This window comes from Streptomyces sp. AM 4-1-1, from assembly GCF_029167625.1.
Lineage (GTDB): Bacteria > Actinomycetota > Actinomycetes > Streptomycetales > Streptomycetaceae > Streptomyces.
Genome location: NZ_CP119145.1, coordinates 912,100 through 936,282 on the forward strand (window position 1 = coordinate 912,100; position 24,183 = coordinate 936,282).

Annotated in this window: 19 protein-coding genes and 1 pseudogene; 7 read left to right on the forward strand and 13 right to left on the reverse strand. The window is 70.6% G+C overall.

Annotated features, from left to right (window positions below):
* Positions 1-13: 13 nt before the first annotated feature.
* From argC to PZB75_RS03715, 4 genes are all read right to left on the reverse strand, one after another.
* Positions 14-1,042: an N-acetyl-gamma-glutamyl-phosphate reductase gene (gene argC / locus PZB75_RS03700; protein ID WP_275533845.1), complete on the reverse strand. Its 1,029-nt coding sequence runs from the start codon at positions 1,040-1,042 to the stop codon at positions 14-16.
* Between the two features lie 394 nt (positions 1,043-1,436).
* Complete coding sequence (locus tag PZB75_RS03705) at positions 1,437-2,363, reverse strand: hypothetical protein (RefSeq protein WP_275533846.1); 927 nt, start codon at positions 2,361-2,363, stop codon at positions 1,437-1,439.
* A 2-nt stretch (positions 2,364-2,365) separates the two neighbouring features.
* Positions 2,366-2,794 carry a hypothetical protein gene (locus PZB75_RS03710; protein ID WP_275533847.1) on the reverse strand — a complete coding sequence of 143 codons (429 nt, stop codon included), beginning with the start codon at positions 2,792-2,794 and terminating at the stop codon, positions 2,366-2,368.
* Positions 2,781-4,571 carry a hypothetical protein gene (locus PZB75_RS03715; RefSeq protein WP_275533848.1) on the reverse strand — a complete coding sequence of 597 codons (1,791 nt, stop codon included), beginning with the start codon at positions 4,569-4,571 and terminating at the stop codon, positions 2,781-2,783. The genes PZB75_RS03710 and PZB75_RS03715 overlap by 14 nt, the downstream gene beginning before the upstream one ends.
* A 443-nt stretch (positions 4,572-5,014) precedes the next feature.
* Here PZB75_RS03715 and PZB75_RS03720 point away from each other — a divergent pair, with 443 nt between their 5' ends.
* The 3 genes from PZB75_RS03720 to PZB75_RS03730 all read left to right on the forward strand — a co-directional run bounded on the left by PZB75_RS03720 (position 5,015) and on the right by PZB75_RS03730 (position 7,396).
* The gene (locus PZB75_RS03720; RefSeq protein ID WP_275533849.1) at positions 5,015-5,551 is read left to right on the forward strand and encodes an NUDIX hydrolase; all 537 of its coding nucleotides are present in this window, start codon (positions 5,015-5,017) and stop codon (positions 5,549-5,551) included.
* Positions 5,552-5,616: 65 nt separating this feature from the next.
* A complete protein-coding gene (locus PZB75_RS03725; protein WP_275533850.1) occupies positions 5,617-6,462 on the forward strand; it encodes an NTP transferase domain-containing protein in 846 nt (281 codons plus the stop codon).
* 181 nt (positions 6,463-6,643) lie between these two features.
* Positions 6,644-7,396 (forward strand): phytanoyl-CoA dioxygenase family protein, encoded by a 753-nt coding sequence (locus PZB75_RS03730; protein ID WP_275533851.1) that lies wholly within the window; start codon positions 6,644-6,646, stop codon positions 7,394-7,396.
* A 267-nt stretch (positions 7,397-7,663) separates the two neighbouring features.
* Here PZB75_RS03730 and PZB75_RS03735 read toward each other — a convergent pair whose 3' ends face one another.
* The 5 genes from PZB75_RS03735 to PZB75_RS03755 form a co-directional block, all read right to left on the reverse strand.
* Positions 7,664-9,622: an SIR2 family protein gene (locus tag PZB75_RS03735; protein ID WP_275533852.1), complete on the reverse strand. Its 1,959-nt coding sequence runs from the start codon at positions 9,620-9,622 to the stop codon at positions 7,664-7,666.
* Between the two features lie 348 nt (positions 9,623-9,970).
* The gene (locus PZB75_RS03740; protein ID WP_275533853.1) at positions 9,971-10,912 is read right to left on the reverse strand and encodes an NUDIX domain-containing protein; all 942 of its coding nucleotides are present in this window, start codon (positions 10,910-10,912) and stop codon (positions 9,971-9,973) included.
* A 161-nt stretch (positions 10,913-11,073) separates the two neighbouring features.
* Entirely contained in the window at positions 11,074-11,649 is a 576-nt protein-coding gene (locus PZB75_RS03745) for a histidine phosphatase family protein (protein WP_275533854.1), read from the reverse strand.
* A 177-nt stretch (positions 11,650-11,826) separates the two neighbouring features.
* Complete coding sequence (locus PZB75_RS03750; protein WP_275533855.1) at positions 11,827-12,357, reverse strand: GNAT family N-acetyltransferase; 531 nt, start codon at positions 12,355-12,357, stop codon at positions 11,827-11,829.
* Positions 12,354-13,832 (reverse strand): PLP-dependent aminotransferase family protein, encoded by a 1,479-nt coding sequence (locus PZB75_RS03755; RefSeq protein WP_275533856.1) that lies wholly within the window; start codon positions 13,830-13,832, stop codon positions 12,354-12,356. Before PZB75_RS03755 ends, PZB75_RS03750 begins: the two co-directional genes overlap by 4 nt.
* On the opposite strand from PZB75_RS03755, the gene PZB75_RS03760 reads away from it, so the two are divergent.
* The gene (locus PZB75_RS03760) at positions 13,831-14,832 is read left to right on the forward strand and encodes a DMT family transporter (RefSeq protein ID WP_275533857.1); all 1,002 of its coding nucleotides are present in this window, start codon (positions 13,831-13,833) and stop codon (positions 14,830-14,832) included. The genes PZB75_RS03755 and PZB75_RS03760 overlap by 2 nt on opposite strands.
* A gap of 102 nt (positions 14,833-14,934) precedes the next feature.
* On the opposite strand, the gene PZB75_RS03765 is transcribed toward PZB75_RS03760, so the two are convergent.
* Positions 14,935-16,176, reverse strand: coding sequence for a family 10 glycosylhydrolase (locus PZB75_RS03765; protein ID WP_275533858.1), 1,242 nt, complete (start codon positions 16,174-16,176; stop codon positions 14,935-14,937).
* Positions 16,177-16,387: 211 nt separating this feature from the next.
* Between PZB75_RS03765 and PZB75_RS03770 the strand changes: the two genes are divergently transcribed.
* Complete coding sequence (locus PZB75_RS03770; protein WP_275533859.1) at positions 16,388-17,245, forward strand: 3-hydroxybutyryl-CoA dehydrogenase; 858 nt, start codon at positions 16,388-16,390, stop codon at positions 17,243-17,245.
* Positions 17,246-17,458: 213 nt separating this feature from the next.
* On the opposite strand, the gene PZB75_RS03775 is transcribed toward PZB75_RS03770, so the two are convergent.
* Both PZB75_RS03775 and PZB75_RS03780 read right to left on the reverse strand, forming a co-directional pair.
* Positions 17,459-18,547 carry an IS630 family transposase gene (locus PZB75_RS03775; protein WP_275533860.1) on the reverse strand — a complete coding sequence of 363 codons (1,089 nt, stop codon included), beginning with the start codon at positions 18,545-18,547 and terminating at the stop codon, positions 17,459-17,461.
* A 60-nt stretch (positions 18,548-18,607) separates the two neighbouring features.
* Positions 18,608-20,236 (reverse strand): ISAzo13 family transposase, encoded by a 1,629-nt coding sequence (locus tag PZB75_RS03780; RefSeq protein ID WP_275533861.1) that lies wholly within the window; start codon positions 20,234-20,236, stop codon positions 18,608-18,610.
* Between the two features lie 893 nt (positions 20,237-21,129).
* Between PZB75_RS03780 and PZB75_RS03785 the strand changes: the two genes are divergently transcribed.
* A complete protein-coding gene (locus tag PZB75_RS03785; protein ID WP_275533862.1) occupies positions 21,130-22,344 on the forward strand; it encodes an IS110 family transposase in 1,215 nt (404 codons plus the stop codon).
* 60 nt (positions 22,345-22,404) lie between these two features.
* Positions 22,405-23,502: pseudogene (locus PZB75_RS03790) on the forward strand (site-specific integrase); the annotation flags it as partial.
* A gap of 115 nt (positions 23,503-23,617) precedes the next feature.
* Here the strand turns inward: PZB75_RS03790 and PZB75_RS03795 are convergent.
* The gene (locus PZB75_RS03795; RefSeq protein ID WP_275533863.1) at positions 23,618-24,124 is read right to left on the reverse strand and encodes a hypothetical protein; all 507 of its coding nucleotides are present in this window, start codon (positions 24,122-24,124) and stop codon (positions 23,618-23,620) included.
* Positions 24,125-24,183 lie beyond the last annotated feature (59 nt).

Below are 24,183 nucleotides of genomic sequence, written 5' to 3' on the forward strand. Positions count from 1 at the left end.
GCGCGTCCGTCGTTCACGGAGCGAGGCCGATCGAGGAAAGGCCGGTGTCCTCGGGGAGTCCGAGGGCGATGTTCATGCTCTGGAGGGCCCCGCCCGCGGTGCCCTTGGTGAGGTTGTCGATGGCGCTGATCGCGAGGACGCGGCCGGCCGACCCGTCGTACGCGACCTGGACCTGCGCGGCGTTGGAGCCGTACACCGATCCGGTGGCGGGCCACTGCCCCTCGGGCAGCAGGTCGACGAACGGCTCGTCCGCGAACGCCTTCCCGTACGCCGTACGGACCGATTCGGCGCTCACTCCCGGCTTCGCCCTGGCACTGCACGTGGCGAGGATGCCCCGGGGCATGGGCGCGAGGGTCGGGGTGAAGGAGACGGTGACCGGTTCACCGGCCACCGCGCCGAGGTTCTGGATCATCTCGGGGGTGTGCCGGTGGCCACCGCCGACGCCGTACGGGGACATGGAGCCCATCACCTCGGAGCCGAGCAGATGTGGCTTGGCCGCCTTGCCCGCGCCCGAGGTGCCGGACGCGGCGACGACGACGGCCTCGGGCTCGACGAGCCGGGCGGCGTAGGCCGGGAAGAGCGCCAGCGACACGGCGGTCGGATAGCACCCGGGCACCGCGATCCGCTTGGTCCCGGCGAGGGCCGCCCGCCCGCCGGGCAGCTCGGGCAGCCCGTAGGGCCAGGTCCCGGCGTGCGGCGAGGCGTAGAACCTCTCCCAGTCGGCGGGGTCCTTGAGCCGGAAGTCGGCGCCCATGTCGATGACGAGCACATCGTCGCCGAGCTGTTCGGCGACGGCGGCGGACTGCCCGTGCGGCAGCCCCAGGAACACGACGTCGTGCCCTGCCAGCGCCTCGGGGGTGGTGGCCTGGAGCACCCGGTCCGCGAGGGGCCGCAGATGAGGCTGCAGCGCGCCGAGCCGCTGCCCCGCGTTGGAGTTCCCGGTGAGAGCGCCGATCTCGACCTCGGGGTGGGCCAGCAGCAGCCGGAGGACTTCTCCGCCCGCGTATCCGCTCGCCCCTGCCACCGCTGCACGTACCACCATCGGAATCCTCCTCGTCGACGGCATGACTATACGCATCACCGCAGGTTTATGCAACGAAAGGTGGGGGTGCGCGACCGGGCGTCGTCGTCCCTGTCCCACGTGCGCCGTCGACGCCGAGGGCCCCTTTTCCGGTCCGGACGCCTCCGCCGACGCCGACGGCGTCGGCCACTACGAGGTCCGGCGCGGCGGCGCCGGTGCTGACACCTTCCTCGGCGGAACCCCCGACGACGCGCACTACGTCGCCGCGCTCGACAGGAAAAGCGAGACCGCGACCACGATCACCGTCAAGGGGGTGGGGCCGTATAGGACGGCTGAGCCGTGCTCTTCCCCCGTGACTCCCGCCCGCACCTCTGCGCAGGGCGGTCCGCCTCCCAGGCCGGGTGCCCCTACCGGTTCACGGGGACGGCGAGGACGGCGGTACGTAGAAGCCGGCCAGCATCGTGTCCATGACCTGGCGTTGCCGGGGCCAGTCGGTGCTCGGTCCCGCGCTCTGGACGCTGTACATGGCCCCGCCGGGCGTGGTGAAGACGCGGTAGATGCCGCGTCGGCGTCCGCCGTCCGGGAGGTCGTAGCCGAAGTTCACCTCGACGGCCGCGTCCGGTCCTTCGCCGACCGGCCCGAACCCCGTCTCCACGTAGCCCGTCCAGACCGACGCCACCCCTCGTGAGAAGCCACGCGCCAGCTCGACGGCTTCGGCCTTGAACGACACCGGGTAGATCTCCAGGTACGAGGAGTGGTCCGCCGCTTCGTAGACGACCGCGGCGGTGTTCGTGCGGTGCGCCCAGTCCTCCGGGACCGCGAGGGTGACGCCGTCGGGGCCCTCGGCGAGGCGGTAGCCGCTGCGCGACACGGTCGGGGACGCGGTGGGGAAGGCGGTCGCGGCGGCGGAGGACGCGGCGCCGGACGGTGTGTCGTCCTGTCCCAGCCACACCGCCGCGACGGCCACGAGCACGGCGGCGGCGAGTCCGGCGGCGGGCAGGGCGAGCCGGCGCGTGCGCGCCGGTCCACCGGACCCGCCCGCTCCCGGATCGCCGACGGCCGGATGTCGCGGTACGGGTGGTGGTGCCAGCGGGGGCCGGGGCACGGGCGGCGGTGTCAGCGGTGGCCGTGGCCCGGCACCGTCCCGGGAAGCGGGAGCCGGGGTACGGGTCGCTGCCGCGTCCGGGGGCACCGGTCCTGGCACGGTGGGCGGGCCGCTCCCGGTGCGCGCGCCGTCCTGGTCCGGGTCCGGACGGGGCTCCGGGAACGCCATGGGCGCGTCGTGGTCCGGGAACTCCCAGCTCTGGTCACCCGCGTTCCACCGGGGACCGGGTGGTGACACCGTCAGGCTCCCAGCAGGGCGGCCACGGAGGTGGCGACCGCGCTCCCCGAGGCGAGGAGTTCGACCACCGGGCCCGCCGAGAGGAGCGCGTCACGCAGCCGGGCGAGACGGCCCGGGGTGACCACGTCGGTGGACTCGATCTCGTCCTGTACGGACACCAGTTCCGCGTCCAGCACGGCCACCGGCCCACGGTCCGCCACGCGCGCCGTCAGCCGGGACAGATCGGCTCGCAATTCCCGTACCGCCGAAAGCAGTTCGGTCACCGCCGCCTCCCGGTCGGCTCCGGACGCGCCGTTGACCGTACCGACCTGGTTGTGGTCGCCGATGGCGAAGGAGCTGCCCGACACCGAGCCGATGTGCACGGCGCGTTCGGAGGGTGAGGGCTCGGAACCCACGGGCCGCGCGGTCCGCTCCGGTTCAGGGTGTGTCACCTGTCGACTCCTTCTTCCCCGCGGCCCCGTCGTTCGAGGCGCTGACGGTGTTCCTGTCGCCGATCCCGACGGCGCTGTTGTGCACCGACTGGATGTAGACCGCCCCCTGACCGAGGTGCACGGCCTTGCGTTCGAACTCGGTCGTCTGCCAGCCCGCCTCGTACAGCGCGAGCTGCACCCCGCGTGCCACCCGGTCCTCGACGGTCTTCAGATAGCGGTCGACGTCCATGGTCTGGAACAGCGAGGCGTCGGGCTCCGCGCCCAGTTCGCGTACCGCCGTGCCGGGACCGGTCGGTGGCTCCCCGGAGTTCGCGGCGGACAGCGCGTGCCAGCCGCTCAGCAGCCCCCTGGCGAGCGCGAGCAGCGCCGTGCCCAGGTCCCGCGGAGCGTGCGCGAGGGCCTGGAGTCCCAGCGCGACCGCGTTGTTCCGGCCGAGGCGCTGCCCTACGCCGCCCGTGCCGCGGAACTTCGCCCGCACAGGGCGCAGTACGTGCGGGGCGACCTCCAGCATCAGCATGCCGCCCTGGGTGTGCACCCGGACGAAGACGGTGACGACGATGTCCTCGTCCCAGCCGCCCACCCGAATCCGCAGGAAGTGCCGGCGCTTCTCGCCGCCCTCCTCGACCGCGTCCGCGCGGTGTTCCTCGAAGTCGTCCGCCGTGAGCGGCGCGTCCTCGCGCAGGCGCAGACCGGTGGCCGGCAGGAAGACGCACTCGTCGACGACGAGTTCGCGCAGCCGGTCCAGGACCGCGGCCGCGGCCTGCGGTGAGCCGTGCGGGGACGGCACGCGCAGCGACTCGACGAGGGGGACGACGCGGCGCAGGATCTCCTCGTTGTCCACCGCCTGCGGTTCCCGGGCGCCGAGGTCCGTGCGCGGGCGCAGCTCGACCGACAGGTGCCAGGGCCGGAACGGCATTCCGGCGCCGCAGAAGGGCTTCTCCGTCGCGTACATCACCAGCGGCCAGTGCTGTTCGGCGCGGATCAGTTCCCGGACGAACCGCAGACGTGAGCCGTGGAGCCGTTCGGCCGGGTCCGCGGCGAGGTCGTCGTACCGCTCGCGGGACAGCGGGCCGGACATGGTCCGGGCCAGCCACTCCCGCCGCAGTCCGGTGAGCACCGCGAGCAGCAGCAGGAAGGCGAAGACGGTCCAGGACGAGCGCTGCCAGGTGTCGCCCCCGTTGAAGTAGAGCTTCAGCTGCCACGTCAGCGGCATCATGCGGTACTGGAGGTCGAGTGCCCGGGTGACGCTGTGCACGAACTGCACGAACCAGTTGTCGAGCAGCTGCCAGTTCGCCTGGATCAGCGGGGTCATCGCCACCGTCAACAGCAGGAATCCCAGGAGCAGTCGGGCGTACATCTGGAGCAGCCAGGCGGGCAGGCGCAGCGCGGAGTTCTCCCGGGACGCCTCCACGGCCCGCGCGCCGGCGCTCAGCAGCAGGCAGGGCAGCAGCAGACGGGTGAGGAACCAGCCGTCGGTGACGACCGCGGCCACCACCCACAGTCCGGTCACCGCCGCCGCCCAGAGGAGTTCACCGCGCCTGGCGTACAGGGCGTGTGCGAGGACGCGGGCCGCGTCGATGCCGTAGCTCGGCGCGACGAAGCGCTCGTGGTGGACGTACAGCTCGTCGATGACCCGGTCCCGGAAGCGCGGGTCGAGGTACACCCCCACGCACAGCAGGCGCCCCGCCTCACTGGTGGCCGGGTCGGCCGGTGCCTTGACGTGCGTGTGCGAGTCGGAAGGACCCGCCGGCCGAGGAGGAACCGCCGTCTGGTTCACCCGGGCGACGATAGAGGCGCGGCGGTCGCACGGACAGACGTAATCGCGCCAGAACACCCGTACAGGATGTGCCGGGAGGGGTCCGTGGCGACTTGTCCGAACTCTTTCGGTCACCCGGCATAGAGCGAAGTCGCCTTTCGGGGGCCCGAGTTGGCGGTCGCGCTGCGGTCGTCGGGCGGATGCGGCCGGTCGCACCCACTGCCGGTGCCCGGCCGGGTGCCCTCCGCGCGCGGTACGGCCGGTGGCGCGCGGACCGTCCCTCGCGTCGCATCAGTTTCCGGGGTGTCAGGCGGAGTTGGGCGCTCAACGGACTGGACAAGGAAGCCCTGCCGGGTAATACTCATGCAGAGTATTACTCATAACGAGTGGTACCTGCTTCCGGTGAGTGCCGTGGCCCCGCGAGGAGCCACGAGCGTGCAGGGGTTCGCGTAGTATCCGGCGCCATGATTGACACCACCCCGCGCTGGCAAGAGATTTCGCGAACCACCGTCTTCGAAAAATACGGACGCGGTATCGAGAAGGTGGTCTTCCAACTGCCTGACGGCCGCATCGAAGATTTCTTCATCAAGGCCGAGAGTTCAGCCGCCGCGGTGCTGGCGCTGACCGAGGACCTGAAAGTCGTCGTGGCCAAGCAGTTCCGTCCCGGGCCGATGGACTTCCTCTACGAGTTGCCCGGCGGGTTCATCTCGCCGGGCGAGGAGGCCCTGGTCGCCATGGAACGGGAGCTGCTGGAGGAAACCGGCTATCGAGGACAGCTCGAACACGTCACCACCTGCTACGACGATGCCTACTCGACCGTGGTGAGGCACTGCTTCGTAGCGACGAACTGCGTCAAGATCGCCGAACCGTGCACGGAGGACAACGAGTTCATCGAAGTCACCCTGCTCGACCAGCCCTCCTTCCGGAACATTCTCCGAAAGGGACGGATGAGCGATGTGGAAGTGGCCTACCTCGGACTCGATCATCTGAACCTGCTCTGAATCCTCCCGGAGCAGAACTTCGGCGGCGGCGCCACCCACACCCTCAGACTGCGGGATGGTCACCCATGAAGACGAACGTCGACGTCTCCTCCTGGTTCTCCAGCGTCCAGGTCTCCCTGCCGCCTTCGGCGGTGGCCCTGGTTCTGGCCGGGGGCAAAGGAAGCCGGCTCAAGGCCGCCGCCGATCCGGAACTGCGCGGCACTCCGAAGGTCCTCGTCCCCATCAAGCGTCCCGGCGGGACGACGACCATGCTCGGCCACGCGCTCAACGAGCTGGCCGGCACCGGATTCCGTCGCGTGTCCCTGCTGACCAGCTCCGACCCCGAGGCGGGCGGCCCAGCGGTGGAGGCATACGCGCAGGCGCAGTTCGGCAGCACCTTCGAACTGCACATCTACCGTGAGGGCTACCCGCTCGGCACGGCCGGCGCGGCCTTCGCCGCGCTGCGCCACCTGGAGTCCGAGGTGGCGGTGATCATTCCGGCCGACACCCTCTTCCCCTTCTCCCTCCTGCCGTCCGCGGTCGCCTCGCACCATGCGGACGGGTCCGCGGTGACCTGGGTGGTGACGACCTCGCCGGGTCTGCACGCCCAGAACACCGGGCGGATTCTGCTGGACGCCACCGCTCCTCGTATCAGGCACGCGCTCGAAGGGGTGGACGCGGTACCGCCCGCCGACGTACGCCACCGGCTGCGCGGCGCGACGAGCGCGGGCGTCGTCATCGTCAGGCCCGGCGAGTTCTGCGAGCTGTTCGAGCAGTACGCGCGACGCCTCGCCGAGCCCTGCGCCACCGATCTGTACCGGGAGTTCATCCCCTGGATGGTCAGCCGGGCCGTCCCGGTCGGTGCCTTCGACATCGGCCAGGCCGCCCCCGACCTCGGGACACCGGACCGGCTGCGCGCGTTCGGACGGTGACGCCTCTCCCACGACAGGGAGCGGGTTCCCTGTCGTGAGGGAGGTCGTAAGGACCGTCCCATGATCCCCGGCGGACGCGGGACGCCGGGATGATCCCGTCCGCCGCCGTCGGACCACCCCGCGCCGGGGTCCGACGGCGGCCCGTCCACAGCGATCGGCCCCTTCGACGACGGAGAGAGACATGAGCCTCACCCCCTTGCAGATACGCCATTTCCGGGACTCCGGATACCTCAGGATTCCCGGAGTGGTCCCGGCGGCGCTGGTCGCCGAGATCCGCGGGATGTTACGGACCGAGTTCGCGGACGCCTCGGCGTCGGTCCCGCCCCGACAGGGCACCCCCGCGAAGCTGTACCGGTTGCACGAGCGCGCTCCCGGGCTGATGGGCCGGCTGATCACCCTCCCCGGTCTGGTGGGCCCGCTGCGCGCACTGCTCGGTCCGAACGTGGTCTACCTGCTGAACCGGCACAACCAGGCGGCCGTCAACGCACCCGGCGAAACCCTGTCGCGTCTGCACCGCGACATCCTCCAGTGGACGCGCGGCCTCGTCACCGCCGTGGTCTACCTGGAGGACGCCACCCCGGCCAACGGGTGTACGCACCTGGTCCCCGGCTCCCACCATCTGCCCTTCGTGGGGGTGCCGCAGCCCGACGGTGGCGGCACCTGGATGGACGAGCACCCCGAACTCGCCGATCTGATGGACCAGTCCGTGCCCGTCCCGGTACCCGCCGGGGGCGTCCTGCTCTTCGACGCGCTGGCGTTCCACACGGTCGGTGCCAACACGGGTGACACCAGCCGGATGAGCCTGGTCCTGGGCTTCCGTAGCGTGGACGAGCTGGACGCGCACCCCGACCGGGACCGGCAACTCCTGGTCAGCGGACGGCACATCTACCGGGGCAACGACCGGGCCGCCGACCGGCCGGTCGTGTCCGGCTGAGTCGGCGGGACGGACGCGGCACGGAACGGATCGGCGGGACGGACGGATCGGCGGGACGACCAGGTCGGTAGGAAGGTCGGGCCGGTAGGACGGTCGGGCCGGTAGGACGGTCGGGTCGGTAGGACGGTCGGGTCGGTAGGACGGTCGGGTCCCCGGGACGGACGGAGCGGCGAACAGGGGAAGAGCGCGGCGGGACAGGTCGCCAAGGGGGGCGGTGCGGGGTTGCCCCGCACCGCCCCCGTCACCGCTCCGTCCGCCCTCCGTGGATCAGCCGAGCAGCGCGCGCAGGACAGGTGCCCCCGCCCGGTCCACCTCCCCCTCCAACGCGTCGATGAGCGCGGACGTCTCATCGGCGGTCAACGGGCTGGGGAAGCCGTACCGCTTCAGGATCAACAGGTCCTTCAGCACCAGTGAGGGGGTCCGGCACAGCCGCGCCTTGGCGATCGACTCCAACAGGAACCGGTGGGCGCGTTCGCGTGCCTCGGCGGCCTCGGTGCCGCCCGTGCCCGCGGTGCCCGCCCCGGCCAGGCACCGCAGCGCCGCGTCGCGCGTCGCGATCGCCCCGGCGACCAGATCGCCCACCACCTCGGCGCCCAGCACCGCCTCCAGGTCCGGTGCCCGCCCGTCGGCGCTCCGGGCCCGGTACTTGGCGACGTTCACCATGCCCCGCATGTATCCGACGCGCCTCGCCATGGAGCCGATTCCTCCCCAGATCGCGCGGTCCCAGCCGGGGTGACCGGCGAAGACCGTCCGGCCGAGCCGTGCGGAGGCCGCGGCGATCCGGATCAGGTGCTCGGTGTAGTCGCAGGCGAACGCCAGGGCGTCGTAGTGCCGGGCGTCCTCCTCCCAGTGCCTGAGCGTGCGCATCGCCCGCGCCTGGAGCGGGGCGAGCAGCAGCGCGTCCGCGGCCAGCCGTGCGATCGCACGGGCCTTCACCACGCCGCCGCGGTGGGCGGTGCGGACCTCGGGTTCGTTGAAGGAGCTGTTGTGGCGCCTGAACCTGCTGTAGGCGCGGGCGATCTCCGCCCGCCCCCAGCCCGTCGCGTCGCCCGCCCGTAACGCGAGGCGGCGGGCGGTGCGGGAGGTCGCCTCCGCGGAGCGGTAGAGGTCCATGGACTCCTGCGCGAACTGCACGGCCAGCAGCGTGCGTACGTCCGCCGGGCCGCGGTCCTCGTGCTGCGCGAGGTCGATCACCTGCGGGAAGTCCGCGACGGTGTTGAGCATCGCGGCGAGCGCCAGACGGGCTGCCCGGGGCCGGTCCGCCACGACGGCGCGCACCTCCTGCCGTACCGCCAGCCGCACCCGCTCGGCGAACGCCTCCCTGACGTGCCGCTCGGCGGATTCGGGAAGGGCGGTCAGCTGCCGTACGGCTGCCGCCGCGTCGCCGAACGGTGCGAGTGTGCCCCGGGAGGCGAAGAACTCCCGTGCCAGGTCCTCGAAACTACCCTGCCAGGTGAGGCAGTTCGGGAGCAGACGGGAACGGTGGTCGGCCGGGAAGCTCAGGTCGACCCAGAGCACCTGGCAGCGGCTGCCGAACTCCGCGAGCCAGGGGAAGACGTCGAAGTCCCGGCCGCTGTACCCGACGATCAGGACGCGTTCCAGGGTGACCGGCAGGGCCGTCCGGACCGCCTGGTAGGAGCTGCGTACCAGATCGGCGGGCTGACTGCGCAGGGTAAGCGCGTCGAGGGCGGTTCCGTGCAGCTTCCACACCGCCACCCCGCCGGGCGCCGCCGTCACGGCGGGGAACGACCCGTCCGCGACGGGCAGTCCGACGACCGTGTCCCTGCCCTGACGCCGGGCGGCCGTTTCGAGGAACAGATCGAAGTTGGTGGTCAGGACGGGCAACGCGTGCCGTGCGGCGAGCCCTGCCAGCAGATGGTGACCGGCGTTGGGCTGCGGCGCGAGGTCGTCGGGCCGTTCCCCGGTCCAGGCGTACGCCTGCCACAGACGGAGATGGTCGGCCTTCCCCACGGAGGCGGCGATGGCCCCGTAACACGATTCCGGCAGCAGCCGGTCGCGGAAGGCGGGGTCGAGGGCGGCCCGGCCGGGGGAACCTACAAGGCCGGCCGTGTCGCGCAGGACGTCGATGGTGGCGCCCATGACCTTCGCGACCCCGGGCGCGCAGGCGGGCGCGGGTATGGAGATCCCGGCGCCCGCCATGGTCAGGCAGGCCGTGTCCGCCGCCAGCCAGTCCAGCGCCTGCTGTGTGTCGACCGTCGAGTGCAAGACCCCACCCCTTCGCCCGGTTGAAACGCCTGCCCGGTACCACTACTTCGCCCGGTCCCACCGGGTCGCCCGATGCGCCGCTTCGGGGGATTCGTCCCTTCGCCCTGTTCACCTGTTCACCGCTTCGGTCGTGCGGTCCCCGTCGTGCGTGACCACGGGTGCTCGGGCCCGGACCCGAGCACGGTCTCTCGTGCCGAGGCCGCCGCGAGTACCAATGGGTGCGTGGCAGACCATCCCTGACGGCCCGTCCACGAGTGGGCGGTCGGTCCGTTCCGTCTCCTCCGCCGGGGCCACCACCCGTGGGCGGCCGTAGGCGTACGGGCGCCACCGGGGCCGCGCACCCGGACGTCAGCCCGCGTCCCGCCCATCGGCGCTGCCCAGGAAACCGGGATGGAACTGCCGGGCGGGCCCGGCCCGGTACAGCTTCTGGTTACGGGGGCCGCCACGCGGGTTGCTGCGTGGCGCCGATACGCCGACGCTCTCCACGAAGCCGGGCGTGGCGGTGACCTTGCGGCGGAAGTTCGCCGCGTGGAGCGGTTCGTCGTGGACGATCTCGTAGACCTCCTGGAGCTCGCCCAGGGTGAACTCGTCGTCCACCAGGGCCAGCGCGATCGGCGTGTACTGCATCTTCGAGCGGACCCGGGCGACGGCGTCCGCGGCGATCCGCGCGTGGTCGAAGGCGAGCCGTACCGGTCCCGCCCCGGCCGGTTCGCCCGCACCCCGCTCACCGCTGCCGCCGCTCCCGCTGCTCCCGCCGTTCCCACTGCTCGCGCCGCTGCCGCTGCTCGCGCCGCTGCCGTTGCCGCTGTCGCCGCCGCTCAGGGCGAGATCGGCGACCGGCACCCAGTCGGCCTCCCGGGCGTCGGAGCCGGCGCGCACTCCCGTGACGTGCCGGGCCAACGCGACGTAGGCCACGGTCACCACCCGCATCCGGGGATCACGCCCCGGCCTGCCATAGGTGGCCAACTGCTCCAGATAGACGCTCTGCCGGGCGGCCGGAGTCGGACTGCCCGGGACCAACAGCCCCGTCTCCTCCATCAGTTCACGGGCCGCGGCCTCGTGGAGGTCCTCCCCCTGGTCCTCCCCCACCCCGGAACCGACCCGGAGGAACCCTCCCGGCAGCGCCCAGCTCCCCTCGTACGGCGGCTCACCGCGCCGCACCAGCAGCACGCACAGGCGGCCCCCGACGACGGTCAGGACCACGATGTCGACCGTGACGGCCACGGGTGGATAGTCACGCGGTTCGTACGACTGCAGGAACGACAGTTCCCCGGCAACGCTGTGCGGCACAGCACCCTCCCCGGCCTCAAGTTGCTCTCATCGAGAGTAGGACTCATGGGGAGGCGTGCCAAGGGGGCCTTGTCCCGGGCGGACCTCGCCGATCGGCCGCCCCGGTCGCCGTCCGCGCGGTCGCCGTCCGCGCGGTCGTCACCCGGGTCCGGCCCCGGCCGTCAGCCCGCCACGGCCTCGAACCGCAGGCTCCAGCGGCCGGGGCCACCGGTCAGGGTCACCGTGGAGAGCGGCCGGACATCGACGTTCCAGTACGTCGGGGGCGGCGCCTTCAGCGCGTACACCAACGCGGCCCTGACCACGGCCGGTTCGGCGACCGCGACGATCGAGCCGTCACAGGCGGGGCGGGTGTCCAGCCAGCCGCCTATCCGTGAGATGAAGGCGAGCAGAGGCTCCCCACCGTGCGGGGCGGCCCAGGGGTCGGTGAGCCAGACATCGACCGCGTCCGGTTCGCGGGCCGCGACATCGGCCAGGGTGCAGCCGCGCCAGCGGCCCATGTCACAGTCGCGCAGGGCCGGTTGGACGAGCGGGGCATAGCCGAGCGCGCGGCCCGTGGCGCGACTGCGCGGGGTGGGCGAGCAGTAACGCAGCTCGGCCGCCCCGAGCGGCACGAGGACCTGTGCGGCGCGCTGGACCTCGTACCAACCGGTCTGGTCGAGCGGCCGGTCGTCGTCGAAGCGCTCGGCCAGGAGGGATGAGCTGCGCGCTGCGGCGACGAGCGAGACTCGAACACTCATGGCGGCGATCGTGGGTCCGAACGCCGCCCGGGTCAAGAGCGCGACGAGGTTACGGCCGGTGGGGCGGACATCGCCCCGTGCCCTGACCGGCCGCGCCACGACGACGGCAGAGGCACACCGGTTTCCGTCCGGGGCGGTGCGCCGCCGCGCCTCCCCCGGCTCACCGCCACCCCCGGATCAGCGCGGCGGGGCGAGTCGGTTGACCATCCACTTCTCGGGGGCGTCGAGCGGCTCGAAGCCGACCTTCGCGTAGACGCCGTGGGCGTCGTCGGTGGCGAGGTAGAGGGCGCGGACACCGGTCCGGGCGAGGTGGTCACGGGCCGCGGTGACCAGGCGCGTGCCGAGGCCGTGGCCACGGGCCGCCCTGTCGACGTACACATCGCAGAGCCAGGCGAAGGTCGCATGGTCGGTGACCACCCGGGCGTAGCCGACCTGCTCGCCCGAACGGGTGTCGTACGCACCGAAGTTGAGCGATCCCGCGATGGCCAGGTCATGGTGCCGGCGGGTGCGGCCACGGGCCCAGTACGTGTCCTGGCCGAGCCATGCGTGGATGCGCGCGCGATCCAGGCGGGCCGGGTCGGAGGAGATGTCGTAACGCTGCTCGGGGACGTCTGTCGTCCCGGCTGCTTCTGTCGGCTCGGCCGCTTCTGTCGACCCGGCCGCTTCTGTCGACCCGGCTGCTTCTGTCGACCCGGCTGCTTCTGTCATGAGGGGAGGCTAACGGAGCGTTCCGAGGCGCCCCGACGGCCGAGCAGGGAGTCATGGGCGGACCGCAGACGTCTGACGCCTTCGGCGATCTCGGCCGTTCCGGCCGCCGCGCCGAAGCTCAACCGCACGTGTTCGGCCGGGGGTTCGGCGCAGAAGTACGGACGCCCCGGCGCGATCGCGACATCCTCGCGCAGCGCCGCGGCGACGAGGGCGGAGCTGTCGGCCCCGGCGTCCGGGAGCCGCAGCCAGAGGGCTCCGCCGCCGCTCGGGACGAGAGGCACGGTGAGTTCGGGCAGCTCTTGGCGCAACGCGGCCGTGAGGGCGGAGCGCCGGTTCCTCAACTCTCCTGCCATGGTGCGGAGATGGTGGTGCCAGGCCGGGGAACCGACGAGTTCGAGTGCGGCCTCCTGGAGGGGCCGGGGCACGAAGAAGCTGTCGACGACCTGGATCGCGCGCAGTCGTTCCAGGACGGGGCCCCGGGCGGCCAGCGCGCCCACCCGTAGGCTGGGCGAGGTGATCTTGGTCAGTGAGCAGACATGGACGACGACGCCGTCCGGATCATCCGCGGCCAGCGGTGCGGGCAGCGGTCCCGCGTCGTCGTGGACGAGTCGGCGGGCGAAGTCGTCCTCGATGACGAAGGCGCCCGCGGCGCGGGCGATCGCGACCACTTCACGCCGCCGTCCGGGGGCGAGGACCGTACCGGTCGGGTTCTGGAACAGCGGCTGACAGACGAAGACCCGGGCGCCCGTGGCGCGGAAGGCTGCGTCGAGGAGTTCGGGGCGCACGCCGTCGGCGTCGACCGGGACGGGGACGGGCCGCAGACCGATGGCGCGGGCCGCCGCCAGCATGCCTGGATAGGTCGGGGACTCGACGAGGACCGGGGCTCCCGGCGGGGCGAGGGCGCGCAGCGCGGTGGCCAGGGCGCTCTGCCCGCCCGCGGTGATCACGACGTCGGCGGGGGTGACAGCGGGTCCGATCTCCCGGGCGAACCAGGACCGCAGCTCGGCCAGCCCGTCCATGGGCGGCCGCCCCCAGGCGCAATGCCGGCGTCCGGCCCGGGCCAGGGCGGCGGACAGCGCCCGCTCGGGCTGGAGCGAGGGATGGAGGTAGCCGCCGTTGAGTTCGATGACCCCGGCCGGCGGCGCGGCGAGCGTGACCAGGACACCGGAGGCGTCCACCGTGCGGGGCACTGCCTCGGGCCCGCCGTCGCCGCTGAGCGAGATCTCCTGCCAGGAGGTGTCGCCGGGGGCACGCGCCTCGGTGCGGGGCGGCGCCCGGAAGGCGCCCGCGCCGGGGCGGGTGACGACCAGCCCCTCGGCGACGAGCCGTGCGACGGCCCGGGAGACCGTCACGGGACTGACCCGGTAGCGCTCCACAAGGGCCCGGCTGGACGGCAGCTTTCCCCCTTCGCGGTAGCGGTCGAGTTCACCGCGAAGAGAATTCACCAGCTCCGCCACGCTGTTACGCTCATGCATGAGAGCAGACAATAGCGCTACCACCACTTCATCGATAGCGGTGACCTCCGCCGCTCCTCACCCCTCCCGCACCGGCGCCGGCGGAACGGCGGGCCGTGGTGACGGGGCAACCGGTGAGATCGGCGGGACCGGTAACGGGACGCTGCTCGCCGGGCTGGGCGTCGTGGCGTTCTCGCTCACCTTCCCCTCCACCGTCTGGGGCCTGGAGAGCTTCGGTCCGTGGTCACTGGTGGCGGTGCGCGGTGTGCTGGCCGCGCTCATCGCGGGGGCCGCGCTGCTCGCGGGCCGGGTGCCGGTCCCCGCACGCGCCCACTGGGCGGGACTCGCGGTGGTGGCGGGCGGTGTGGTGGTGGGCTTCCCGCTGCTGACGACGCTGGCCCTGCGGACGTCCACGTCCTCGCACGCCGCCGTCGTGGTGGGACTGCTGCCGCTGACGACCGCGGTGTTCTCCTCGCTGCGCACCGGGGCGCGGCCGTCCCGCGCGTTCTGGATCGCGGCGCTCGCCGGGGCCGCCGTGGTGATCGGGTTCACCGTGCAACAGAGCGGTGGGACCCTCGGCAGCGGGGACCCGTACCTGTTCGGGGCACTGCTGGTGTGCGCGGCGGGCTACACCGAGGGCGGCAGACTGGCCCGCACCATGCCGGGCTGGCAGGTGACCGGCTGGGCGCTGCTTCTCGCACTGCCACTGGCCCTGGCGGGCGCCGCTGTCGCGCTGCCCTCCGAGCCGGTCCACCTCACCGCGCACGGCGTCATCGGCCTGGTCTGGGTGGCGGCCGGTTCGACCTTCTGCGGCCTGTACGTCTGGTACCGGGGCATGGCGGAGATCGGGGTGCCCCGGGCCAGCCAGCTCCAGCTCGCGCAGCCACTGCTCACCCTGGCCTGGTCGTTCCTGCTGCTCGACGAGGAGCTGTCGCCGGCCGCTCCGGTCGCGGCGGTCGCCGTGCTCGCCTGCATCGCGGTCACCCAGCGGGCGGGCGGCGCCCGGCGACCGCGGCGGTAGGACGGTCACGGACCGGTGGTACGGGCGGTGGCCCGACACCCGTACCGCCAGACCCCGCCATCACCCGGTACCCATTCCCCTGCCATCGTCTCCCCGGCCCGGTCAGCGGGGTGTGCGCGCCCGGCCCCCGTAGTGGTCGGCCACCACCCTGGCCATCGCGCCGATCCGGTCCCGCACCACGTCCTTCGCGGAGAAGTGGACGTGCCCGCGCACCTGGTCGTAGTCGTGGGCGAAGGTCAGATGGCGGGAGAGTTCGGCGGGGTCCCGCCAGGCGGCCGGCTGGGCCGGGTCACCCGCCTTGTACAGCGCCTCACCCACGTACAGTTCCACGCCCGTGCCCCGCACCGTCCGGTCCCACCAGGGCAGCAGCTTGGCGTAGTCGGCGTCGGCGAAGCCGATGTGCCAGTAGATCTGCGGGCAGACGTAGTCGATCCATCCCTTCCTGACCCAGCCCCGGGTGTCGGCGTACAGATCGTCGTACGTCTGCACCCCGGCCGCCGTGTCCGAGCCGAGCGGATCGGTCGAGGCGTTGCGCCAGACGGCGAACGGGCTGATCCCGAACCGCACGTCCTTCTTCAGCCCCTTGATCCGCTCCGCCGTCTCCCGCACCAGCCGGTCGATGTTGTCGCGCCGCCAGGCCGCCCGGTCCCGGAAGCCCGCACCGTGCTTCTTGTACGAGGCGGAGTCACCGAAGACCTGCCCGGCCACCGGGTACGGATAGAAGTAGTCGTCCCAGTGCACCGCGTCGATGTCGTAACGGCGGACCGCGTCGAGCATCGCGTCCTGCACGAAACGGCGGACCTCGGGCAGCCCCGGGTCGTAGTAGAGCTTCCCGCCGTACGGCAGCACCCAGCCCGGATGACGGCGGGCGGGGTGGCCGGCCGCCAGCCGGGACGGGTCGGTGTGGTTCGCGACCCGGTACGGGTTGAACCAGGCGTGCAGTTCCAGGCCGCGCCGGTGCGCCTCGGACACGGCCGTGCCCAGCGGGTCCCAGCCGGGGTCCTTGCCCTGGACCCCGGTGAGACAGGCGGCCCACGGCTCGTACGACGAGGGCCACAGCGCGTCGGCGGTCGGCCGGACCTGGAGCATGACGGTGTTGAGCCGGCGGTCCACGGCCCGGTCCAGGAGTGCGACCAGTTCGGCCCGCTGCGCCGCCGCCGTGAGACCCGGCTTCGACGGCCAGTCCACATTGGCGACCGTGGCGATCCAGACACCGCGCAGCTCACGCCGAGCGGCACGCCCGGCGGGCGCCGCGGCCCCGGCGAGCGCGGTCCGCCGACGGGACGGCACGACGGCGTCACCCGCCATCACCGCTCCCGTCACCGCCGCGGCGGCCCCTGTCACGAAAACCCTCCGGCCCGCGTCTCTCATCTCTCGCACCTGTCGTCCCGGTCCCGTCGCTCTCGTAGGTATCCGCACACACCGCGGAACATGCCCGCCCCGGCCCGCCGCCACCCCCGGTCCGCCGGGTACCGTCGGGGGGCCCGGACGGGACCGGAATCAGACGGCGCCCCGTCGATCGGAGATCAGCGAAAGGCACGAGGTGACGGACTCTATGGCCGACATTGCACGCGTCGGAGTGGTGGGCTGTGGCCAGATGGGCGCGGGCATCGCGGAGGTATGCGCCCGCAGCGGCCTCGAAGTGAAGGTGGCCGAGACCACCGGCGAGGCACTGGAGATCGGCCGGACCCGGCTCTACAACTCCCTCACGAAGGCCGCCGAACGCGGCAAGATCACCCCCGCCGAACGGGACGCGGCCCTTGACCGCCTCAGCTACACCACCGACCTCGGTGAGTTCGCCGATCGCGATCTCGTCATCGAGGCCGTCGTGGAGAACGAGCAGGTCAAGACCGAGATCTTCCAGGTGCTCGACCAGGTGGTGACCCGGCAGGACGCGATCCTCGCCTCCAACACCTCGTCCATCCCGCTGGTGAAACTGGCCGTGGCGACCGCCCGTCCCGACCAGGTCATCGGCATCCACTTCTTCAACCCGGCGCCCGTACAACGGCTCGTCGAGCTGATCCCGGCCCTGACCACCTCCGACGAGACGATCACCCGCGCCGAGGCCGTGGTACGGGACATACTCGGCAAGCACTCGATCCGCGCCCAGGACCGGTCCGGTTTCGTCGTCAACGCGCTGCTGATCCCGTACCTGCTCTCCGCGATCCGGATGTTCGAGTCGGGCATCGCCAGCCGCGAGGACATCGACAACGGCATGGAACTGGGATGCGCCCACCCGATGGGCCCGCTGAAGCTCTCGGACCTCATCGGTCTCGACACGGTGGCCTCGATCGCCGATTCGATGTACGCGGAATACAAGGAGCCGCTGTACGCCGCGCCCCCGCTGCTCCAACGCATGGTCGACGCGGGCCGCCTGGGCCGGAAGACGGGGTCGGGCTTCTACGCGTACTGATCACCGGTCATCGGTCCGACGGCCGGGCACGGGCAGAGAACCCGGCCGTCAACCACCGACGTCGCCGCGCACGTGAGTTCCGTCAGGTACCGCCTGACGGAACTCACGTGCGCGGAAACACATCCGCCGGGTGGGTCTCAGCACCCGGGTGGGATCGTGAAACTCGACAAGCAGATTTTTCCCCTGATACCGACGAAGGATCTCGCCAGAATTCTAGTGTCCTGAGTCGTTAATTCGTGTGCAGTATGCGGCGAGGGTGTCGAGGATGTCGTCGGTGGTCTTCGTCCAGACGAACGGCTTGGGGTTCTTGTTCCACTCGTTGATCCAGCCGCGGATGTCGCGTTCGAGTTCGATGACGCTGCGGTGGGCCGAGCGGCGGAGTTTGCGGCAGGTCAGTTCGGCGAACCAGCGCTCGACGAGGTTGAGCCATGAGGCCGAGGTGGGGGTGAAGTGCAGGTGGAAGCGGGGGTGCCGCAGCAGCCACTTCTTGACCGGCTCGGTCTTGTGGGTGGCGTAGTTGTCCAGGATCAGGTGAAGTTCGAGGTCCTTGGGTACCGCAGCCTCGATAACCTTCAGGAAGCGGAGGAACTCCTGGTGGCGGTGGCGGCGGTAGTGCTGGGCTATGACTGATCCGGAGGCGATGTCGAGGGCGGCGAACAGGCTGGTCGTGCCGTGCCGGACGTAGTCGTGGGTCATCTTCGCCGGCGTGGCCGGGGCCATCGGCAGGACGGGCTGGGTTCGGTCCAGGGCCTGGATCTGCGACTTCTCGTCCACCGCCAGGACCAGCGCGTTCTCCGGCGGCGACAGGTAAATACCCACCACATCACGCACCTTGGTCACGAACTGCGGATCGGTCGACAGCTTCCACGTCTCCACGATGTGGGGCTTGAGGCCGAAGGCCCGCCAGATCCGCGAGACGGCCGACTGCGACATACCCTGCGCCTGGGCCATCGAACGCGTCGACCAGTGCGAATCACCCGTCGGCGGCGCCTGATCCAGGGTCCTGGTGACCAGCGCCTCGACCTGCTCGTCCGTGATCCTCCGCGGCGCACCCGAACGGGGCCGGTCCACCAGGCCCTCCAGCCGATCCGCGGCGAACCGGGCCCGCCACTTGCGTACGGTCTCCCGCGAGACACCGAGATCCTGCGCGACCTCCGCGTTCGGCCGGCCCTCCGCGCACGCCAGCACGATCCTCGACCGCAGCACCAACGCCTGAGACGCCGTCTGCTTGCGCAACCAGCCCCGCAGCACCCGGCGTTCGTGATCGGACAACTCCAGCGACAGCGGCTTTGGACCAGGCATCACCACACCCTATAACCGCAAGCCAACTAACGACTCAGGACACTAAGGGCTTGCAGGTCATTAACACGGTGTCTTGATCTTGATGCTGGTGTCGCCGGTCAGCGCGAGGACCCTGGCATGGAGGACTGCGAGGGACGCGGGTGGGGTCTTCGCGGGCGGGATGGTGATGCCCTGGGCCTCGAGCAGTCTTCTGTTCTTGAGGAGGGTGCGGTGCATGGCCGTGCGGCTGCTGGTGAACAGTACGGCGAGTGGTTCCGCGGCCAGGGCGACCCGCAGGTGGAGCACGGTCGCCAGGACTTGTTCGGGGAAGGTGAGTCGGGGTGGGCGGCCGCGCTGAATGTCCCCGTCGGTAGCCAACATTGCCGTGAGGTTGTCCAGTTGCTGGCGGGGCATCCCGGTCAGTGAAGGATCGGAAAGCAGAGCCTGGTCCCACTGCGTGTCAGCGGCCTGTGGGGATTGTGTCGCCGACATTGCAGGCCGTATCTGGGGGTGCAGGGCATAGTTCCAGTCTCCGTGGAAGGCATGCCGGGTCAGCGGCAGAGCGGCCATCTCTGCGTCGCTGATCTTCACCCCGATGGGATAGCTGTTGGTGTCGAGCGCGGCCTTCACGCGCAGTCCGGTGCGGGTGGTGGTCGCTGCGATGCTGTTCACGATGACTTCGTGGCTGGTCAGCGGGCGGCCACGCCAGTTCATGGTGATGTGCGAGAACAACCGGTGCTCGATCTTGTTCCACTTCGACGTGCCGGGCGGCAGATGACACACGGTGATGGTCAGCCCTGTTTCGGCGGCGAGCCGTGCGAGTTCGAGCTTCCAGGCCCGGGTGCGGTAGCCGTTGGATCCGCCCGCGTCGGCGGTGACCAGCAGCCGGGTTGCCCGCGGGTAGGCGTCCTGGCCCTGGCCGTGCCACCAGCGGCGGATCGACTCCACGGCAAACGCAGCGGTGTCGTGATCGGTGCCGACGTTGACCCAGCCGGTGTTCTCCTCGATGTCGTAGACCCCATAGGGGACGGCCTTGCCCAGTTGCGGGTCGGCGAAGTCGTGGACGCCCACCAGTACCGGATCACCCGCCGGCCGCCACTCACGGCCGCCGTTCTTGAACTCTCCGACGAGCTCCTTCTTCTTGGTATCCACGCTGATCACCGGCTGGTCGGCGTCCCGGTATTCGCGGGCCTGCTCGTTGAGATAGCGGAACTGGGCGTCGCGATCGCTGTGCTGGCCGCCCTCCAGGGTCTTGGCGTTGGCCTGCAAGCTGAAGCCTTCCTCCCGCAGCAGGTCGGCGACGGTGTCGGCACTGACCTTGTGACCGGCCCGGGACAGCTCCCGGGCAAGGGCGCGTGTCGACTTCACCGTCCACCGCAGCGGCGACATCGGATCCCCGCGCTCGTCCGGCTCGACCAGCGCCAGCAAGGCCGGACGCAGCCCCGGGTCAAGATCCGCGACCCGTTTGCGACCTCCGCCCGGCCTTCGTGCCCGACCCAGCGGTGCCTCGCCCGCCTCCAACTCGAACACGCCCCTGCGGACCGTTGTCTCACTGACCGCCGCGGCCTGCGCGACGGCCCGGACACCGCCATGCCCCAGGACCCTGGCCTCTGCGGCCATCAGCAGCCGGCGCTGCCGTTCATCCAGGTGCGGGAACAACACCTCGAACTTCACAGCGAGTTGATCACGAGTCTCGTCCGGGATGCGCATACCACACCAACGATCCCCGGAACGAGAAGCAACACCTTGATTGCCTGCAAGCCCTTAGCGGGACTCATTCTTCTTGATTTTATGACCGTCTACCGCCCGTGGGTCCATAATTGGCGCTCAGGATTACGGCGTACTCGTCCGGGATGCATGGAGCCGAGAAGGTCAGTGGAAGAGGCGACCCCAACGCGCCTGACACCATCAGTTCCCACCCAGCCTGCTCCTGATGTCGGCCCTCCCCCGAACAAATGCCGGGCGCCATCTTTCTCGTACATGACGTTCGGACCCTTTCCGGCGCGGAACCACCCTATTGCCCTCAAGGTTCGGTGCAGGTGCCGACCAGGCCCGTGATCTCAGGACGGTCTCGTCTTCACCGCCCCGAATGGCCAGCCGCTCCGCACCCGCCTCGAACAGGACGCCGCCTGATGACCACACCCCGCGACACCCCAGCATCCCGTCGCGTCCGCGCCAACGGCGACGGAACCGTCTACCAGCGCAAGGACAGCCGCTGGGAGGCCGCCGGATACGTCCTCGCCCCCGGCAACATCCGCCGCGGCGTCCGTGTCTACGGCACCAGCCGCAAGGAAGCCCTGGCCAAGCTCACCGAGAAGATCGCCAACAGCAACCGCGGCCCCCCGTTATGTTTTTCGCGGTCCTGCAACGGGACCGCTGGCCTCCGGGCCCGGCATGACTATGTCCCCCTGTCGAACAGATGGCCTGGGGGGTGGTGTCACCGGGCCCGGGAGGTGCCGTCGGAGACGCTGATGAGAGGTCCGGCCACCGTCCGGTCCGGCGCAGTGCCGGACAGCCCTTGGGCGGCAGGTCTGCATAACGTGGATGCGCGCGTACGACACCACTGCCGAGGCCGGCACGTTCAACTCGCCTGGAGGGGCGCGATGTTCGACACAGAAGACGTGGGCGTGTTCCTCGGCCTGGACGTCGGCAAGAGTGCCCATCACGGGCACGGACTGACTCCGGCCGGGAAGAAGGTCTTCGACAAGCAGCTGCCCAACAGCGAGCCGAAGCTGCGGGCCGTCTTCGACAAGCTGGCCGCGAAGTTCGGCACGGTGCTGGTGATCGTGGACCAGCCCGCCTCCATCGGCGCCCTGCCACTTACCGTCGCCCGGGACGCGGGCTGCAAGGTCGCCTACCTGCCCGGCCTGTCCATGCGCAGGATCGCTGACCTCTACCCGGGCGAGGCGAAGACCGACGCGAAGGACGCCGCCGTGATCGCGGACGCCGCCCGCACCCTGCCCCACACCCTGCGCTCGCTGGAACTGACCGACGAGATCACCGCCGAGCTGACCGTCCTGGCCGGCTTCGACCAGGACCTCGCCGCCGAGGCCACCCGCACCAGCAACCGGATACGCGGCCTGCTCACCCAGTTCCACCCCAGCCTGGAGCGCGTCCTCGGCCCGCGTCTGGACCACCAGGCCGTCACCTGGCTGCTCGAACGCCACGGCTCCCCGGCCGCACTGCGAAAGGCCGGCCGCCGCAGACTCGTCGAACTCATCCGGCCCAAGGCCCCCCGCATGGCCGCCCGGCTGATCGACGACGTCTTCGACGCCCTGGACGAACAGACCGTGATCGTGCCCGGGACCGGCACCCTCGACACCGTCGTTCCCTCCCTGGCCCGCTCCCTCGGCGCCGTCCACGAACAGCGCCGGGCCCTGGAAACCCAGATCAGCACCCTGCTGGAGGCCCACCCTCTTTCCCCGGTCCTGACCTCGATGCCCGGCGTCGGCGTCAGGACCGCCGCCGTGCTCCTGACCACCATCGGCGACGGCACCAGCTTCCCCACCGCCGCCCACCTCGCCTCCTACGCGGGCCTGGCCCCGACCACGAAGTCGTCGGGAACCTCGATCCACGGCGAACACGCACCCCGGGGCGGAAACCGGCAGCTCAAACGCGCCATGTTCCTGTCCGCCTTCGCCTGCATGAACGCCGACCCCGCCTCCCGGACCTACTACGACAAGCAACGCGCCCGCGGCAAAACCCACACCCAAGCCCTCCTCCGCCTCGCCCGCCAACGCATCAGCGTCCTGTTCGCCATGCTCCGCGACGGAACCTTCTACGAGTCCCGAACCCCCACCGTCACCCTCGCCGCATAAACAGGACCAACACCCCTAAAACCGACAGTGCGGGATTGACGAACGACATAGAGGCACCCCCCCATCCCGTCCGCTCAGGGCAGCCTGTCCGCGTACCTGACGTACTGGCTGGAGGCCGTTGCCGTTCACCACCTCCGCGAGAACACCCACACCCGCTACTCCGCCTGCGTGAACAACTACCTCATCCCCGGCCTGGGCAAGAAGAAGCTCACCAAGCTCACCGCCAAGGATGTCCGCACCTGACTCAACCAACTCTGCACCACCTGCCAGTGCTGTGCCCGCAACATCGACGCCGGCCGCGATCAACCCCGTTGCTGCGCCACCGGAACATGCTGCTCCAAGCGGCTCTCCCCGCTGACGCTGACCTACATCCACTCCGTACTCAAGTCCGCCCTGGAACACGCCGTGCGCGAGGAGGAGATCCCGCGTAACGTCGCCCGCAACGTCCGCACCGGCACGCCTCGGCCCCGACGCTTCGAACCACTCACCGCTGAAGAAGCCCGCCAGTTCCTCGCCGCCGCGAACGAACACCGGCTGCACGCCCTGTTCGAACTCGCTCTCCACACCGGGCTCCGCAAGGGCGCACTCCTCGGTCTCCGCTGGGAAGACCTCAACCTCGACCGGGGCACCGCTGCCGTCCGCCGAACCTTGCAGCGCACCAACACAGACGGCCTCACCGCTTTGCCAACCAAGACTCGGGCCTCCGAGCGCCGCATCGCCCTCCCGGACCGCTGCATCCAGTCGCTGAAGCACCGCCACGAAGAGCAGCAGCGCGACCGTGACACGGCGGGCGCCGAGTGGCAGCACAACGGGTACGTGTTCACCACGCCGCAGGGAAGAGCGATCGACCCGACCAACCTCACCCGGACCTTCACCACACTCCTCCGTAAGGCCGGCCTCCGCCGCATCCGCTTCCACGACCTCAGACACTCCACCGCCACCCTGCTCCTGGAACAGGGCGTCGAACTCGTCGTGATCAAGGAACTCCTCGGCCACGCCCACATCGGCGTCACCGCCACCGTCTACGCCCATGTGCGACTCCGCCTCCAGCGCCAGGCCATAGACACCCTCGGCACCGCCCTTGACATCCCTGGCAACGACGAGTCGACCCGCGACAACGGCGATGACCCGCCGCTGTGCGGAGCCACCGTCCACTGACGTTGCCGTCAACTACTGCGTCACTCACCGCAGAAGCCCCGCCAGGACACACCTGGCGGGGCTTCAATTTTGCTACTGCTATCCAACACGTGGATTGCAGGATCGGGCCGTGAAGCTACACCTCACCCTCCAGCCAACGATCGAATGGTGCGGCCTCCGACAGGTCGGACTTAATCGCCTTCAACCCCCGCGCGAAGTCTTCGGCCAATTTCGAGAACATCGCGACTAGCTCACTTTGCGCAATGCTCTCGAACTCTGGGTTTGGAACCCAATTGGTCCGCGACTCGCAGCGAATCATCACCAGGCCCTCACTTGGACGGAAGGCCAAAGTCCTCTCGATACCCTGAGAGTAGAGATCCACCTCGACTTCGCGACGTTCACGCACACCCGCTATCAGCGACGGGAACTGCTCCATGAAGGCAGACAGGTCATATCCGATATCGAGCGGCCACTCATCGTTCCCGAAACCGCCAATGTGGAATCTGCTGCCTCCAGCATCGGAGAGGGCGCTACACGCCTCCATGACGAGGGTTTCGTAATCGTCACCCGGCTCCAGACTCGCTAGAGCAGGAGCCGCAGCACCAGACTGCACGGCCGGATTGAACGACACAGAGAAGCTCATCTCTCCAGCCTCCTAGTTCGGGCCAATAATCGGGAATCCTGTCTTGTACAGTCCATTTG

Bases quoted from the DNA above. Each gene is read 5' to 3' on its own strand.
- argC (WP_275533845.1), bottom strand. From the start codon at position 1,042: ATGGTGGTACGTGCAGCGGTGGCAGGGGCGAGCGGATACGCGGGCGGA.
- PZB75_RS03750 (WP_275533855.1), bottom strand. From the start codon at position 12,357: ATGACAGAAGCAGCCGGGTCGACAGAAGCAGCCGGGTCGACAGAAGCG.
- PZB75_RS03755 (WP_275533856.1), bottom strand. From the start codon at position 13,832: ATGCATGAGCGTAACAGCGTGGCGGAGCTGGTGAATTCTCTTCGCGGT.
- PZB75_RS03775 (WP_275533860.1), bottom strand. From the start codon at position 18,547: ATGCCTGGTCCAAAGCCGCTGTCGCTGGAGTTGTCCGATCACGAACGC.
- PZB75_RS03795 (WP_275533863.1), bottom strand. From the start codon at position 24,124: ATGAGCTTCTCTGTGTCGTTCAATCCGGCCGTGCAGTCTGGTGCTGCG.
- PZB75_RS03725 (WP_275533850.1), top strand. From the start codon at position 5,617: ATGAAGACGAACGTCGACGTCTCCTCCTGGTTCTCCAGCGTCCAGGTC.
- PZB75_RS03770 (WP_275533859.1), top strand. From the start codon at position 16,388: ATGGCCGACATTGCACGCGTCGGAGTGGTGGGCTGTGGCCAGATGGGC.
- PZB75_RS03780 (WP_275533861.1), bottom strand. From the start codon at position 20,236: ATGCGCATCCCGGACGAGACTCGTGATCAACTCGCTGTGAAGTTCGAG.
- PZB75_RS03745 (WP_275533854.1), bottom strand. From the start codon at position 11,649: ATGAGTGTTCGAGTCTCGCTCGTCGCCGCAGCGCGCAGCTCATCCCTC.
- PZB75_RS03720 (WP_275533849.1), top strand. From the start codon at position 5,015: ATGATTGACACCACCCCGCGCTGGCAAGAGATTTCGCGAACCACCGTC.
- PZB75_RS03760 (WP_275533857.1), top strand. From the start codon at position 13,831: ATGAGAGCAGACAATAGCGCTACCACCACTTCATCGATAGCGGTGACC.
- PZB75_RS03785 (WP_275533862.1), top strand. From the start codon at position 21,130: ATGTTCGACACAGAAGACGTGGGCGTGTTCCTCGGCCTGGACGTCGGC.
- PZB75_RS03730 (WP_275533851.1), top strand. From the start codon at position 6,644: ATGAGCCTCACCCCCTTGCAGATACGCCATTTCCGGGACTCCGGATAC.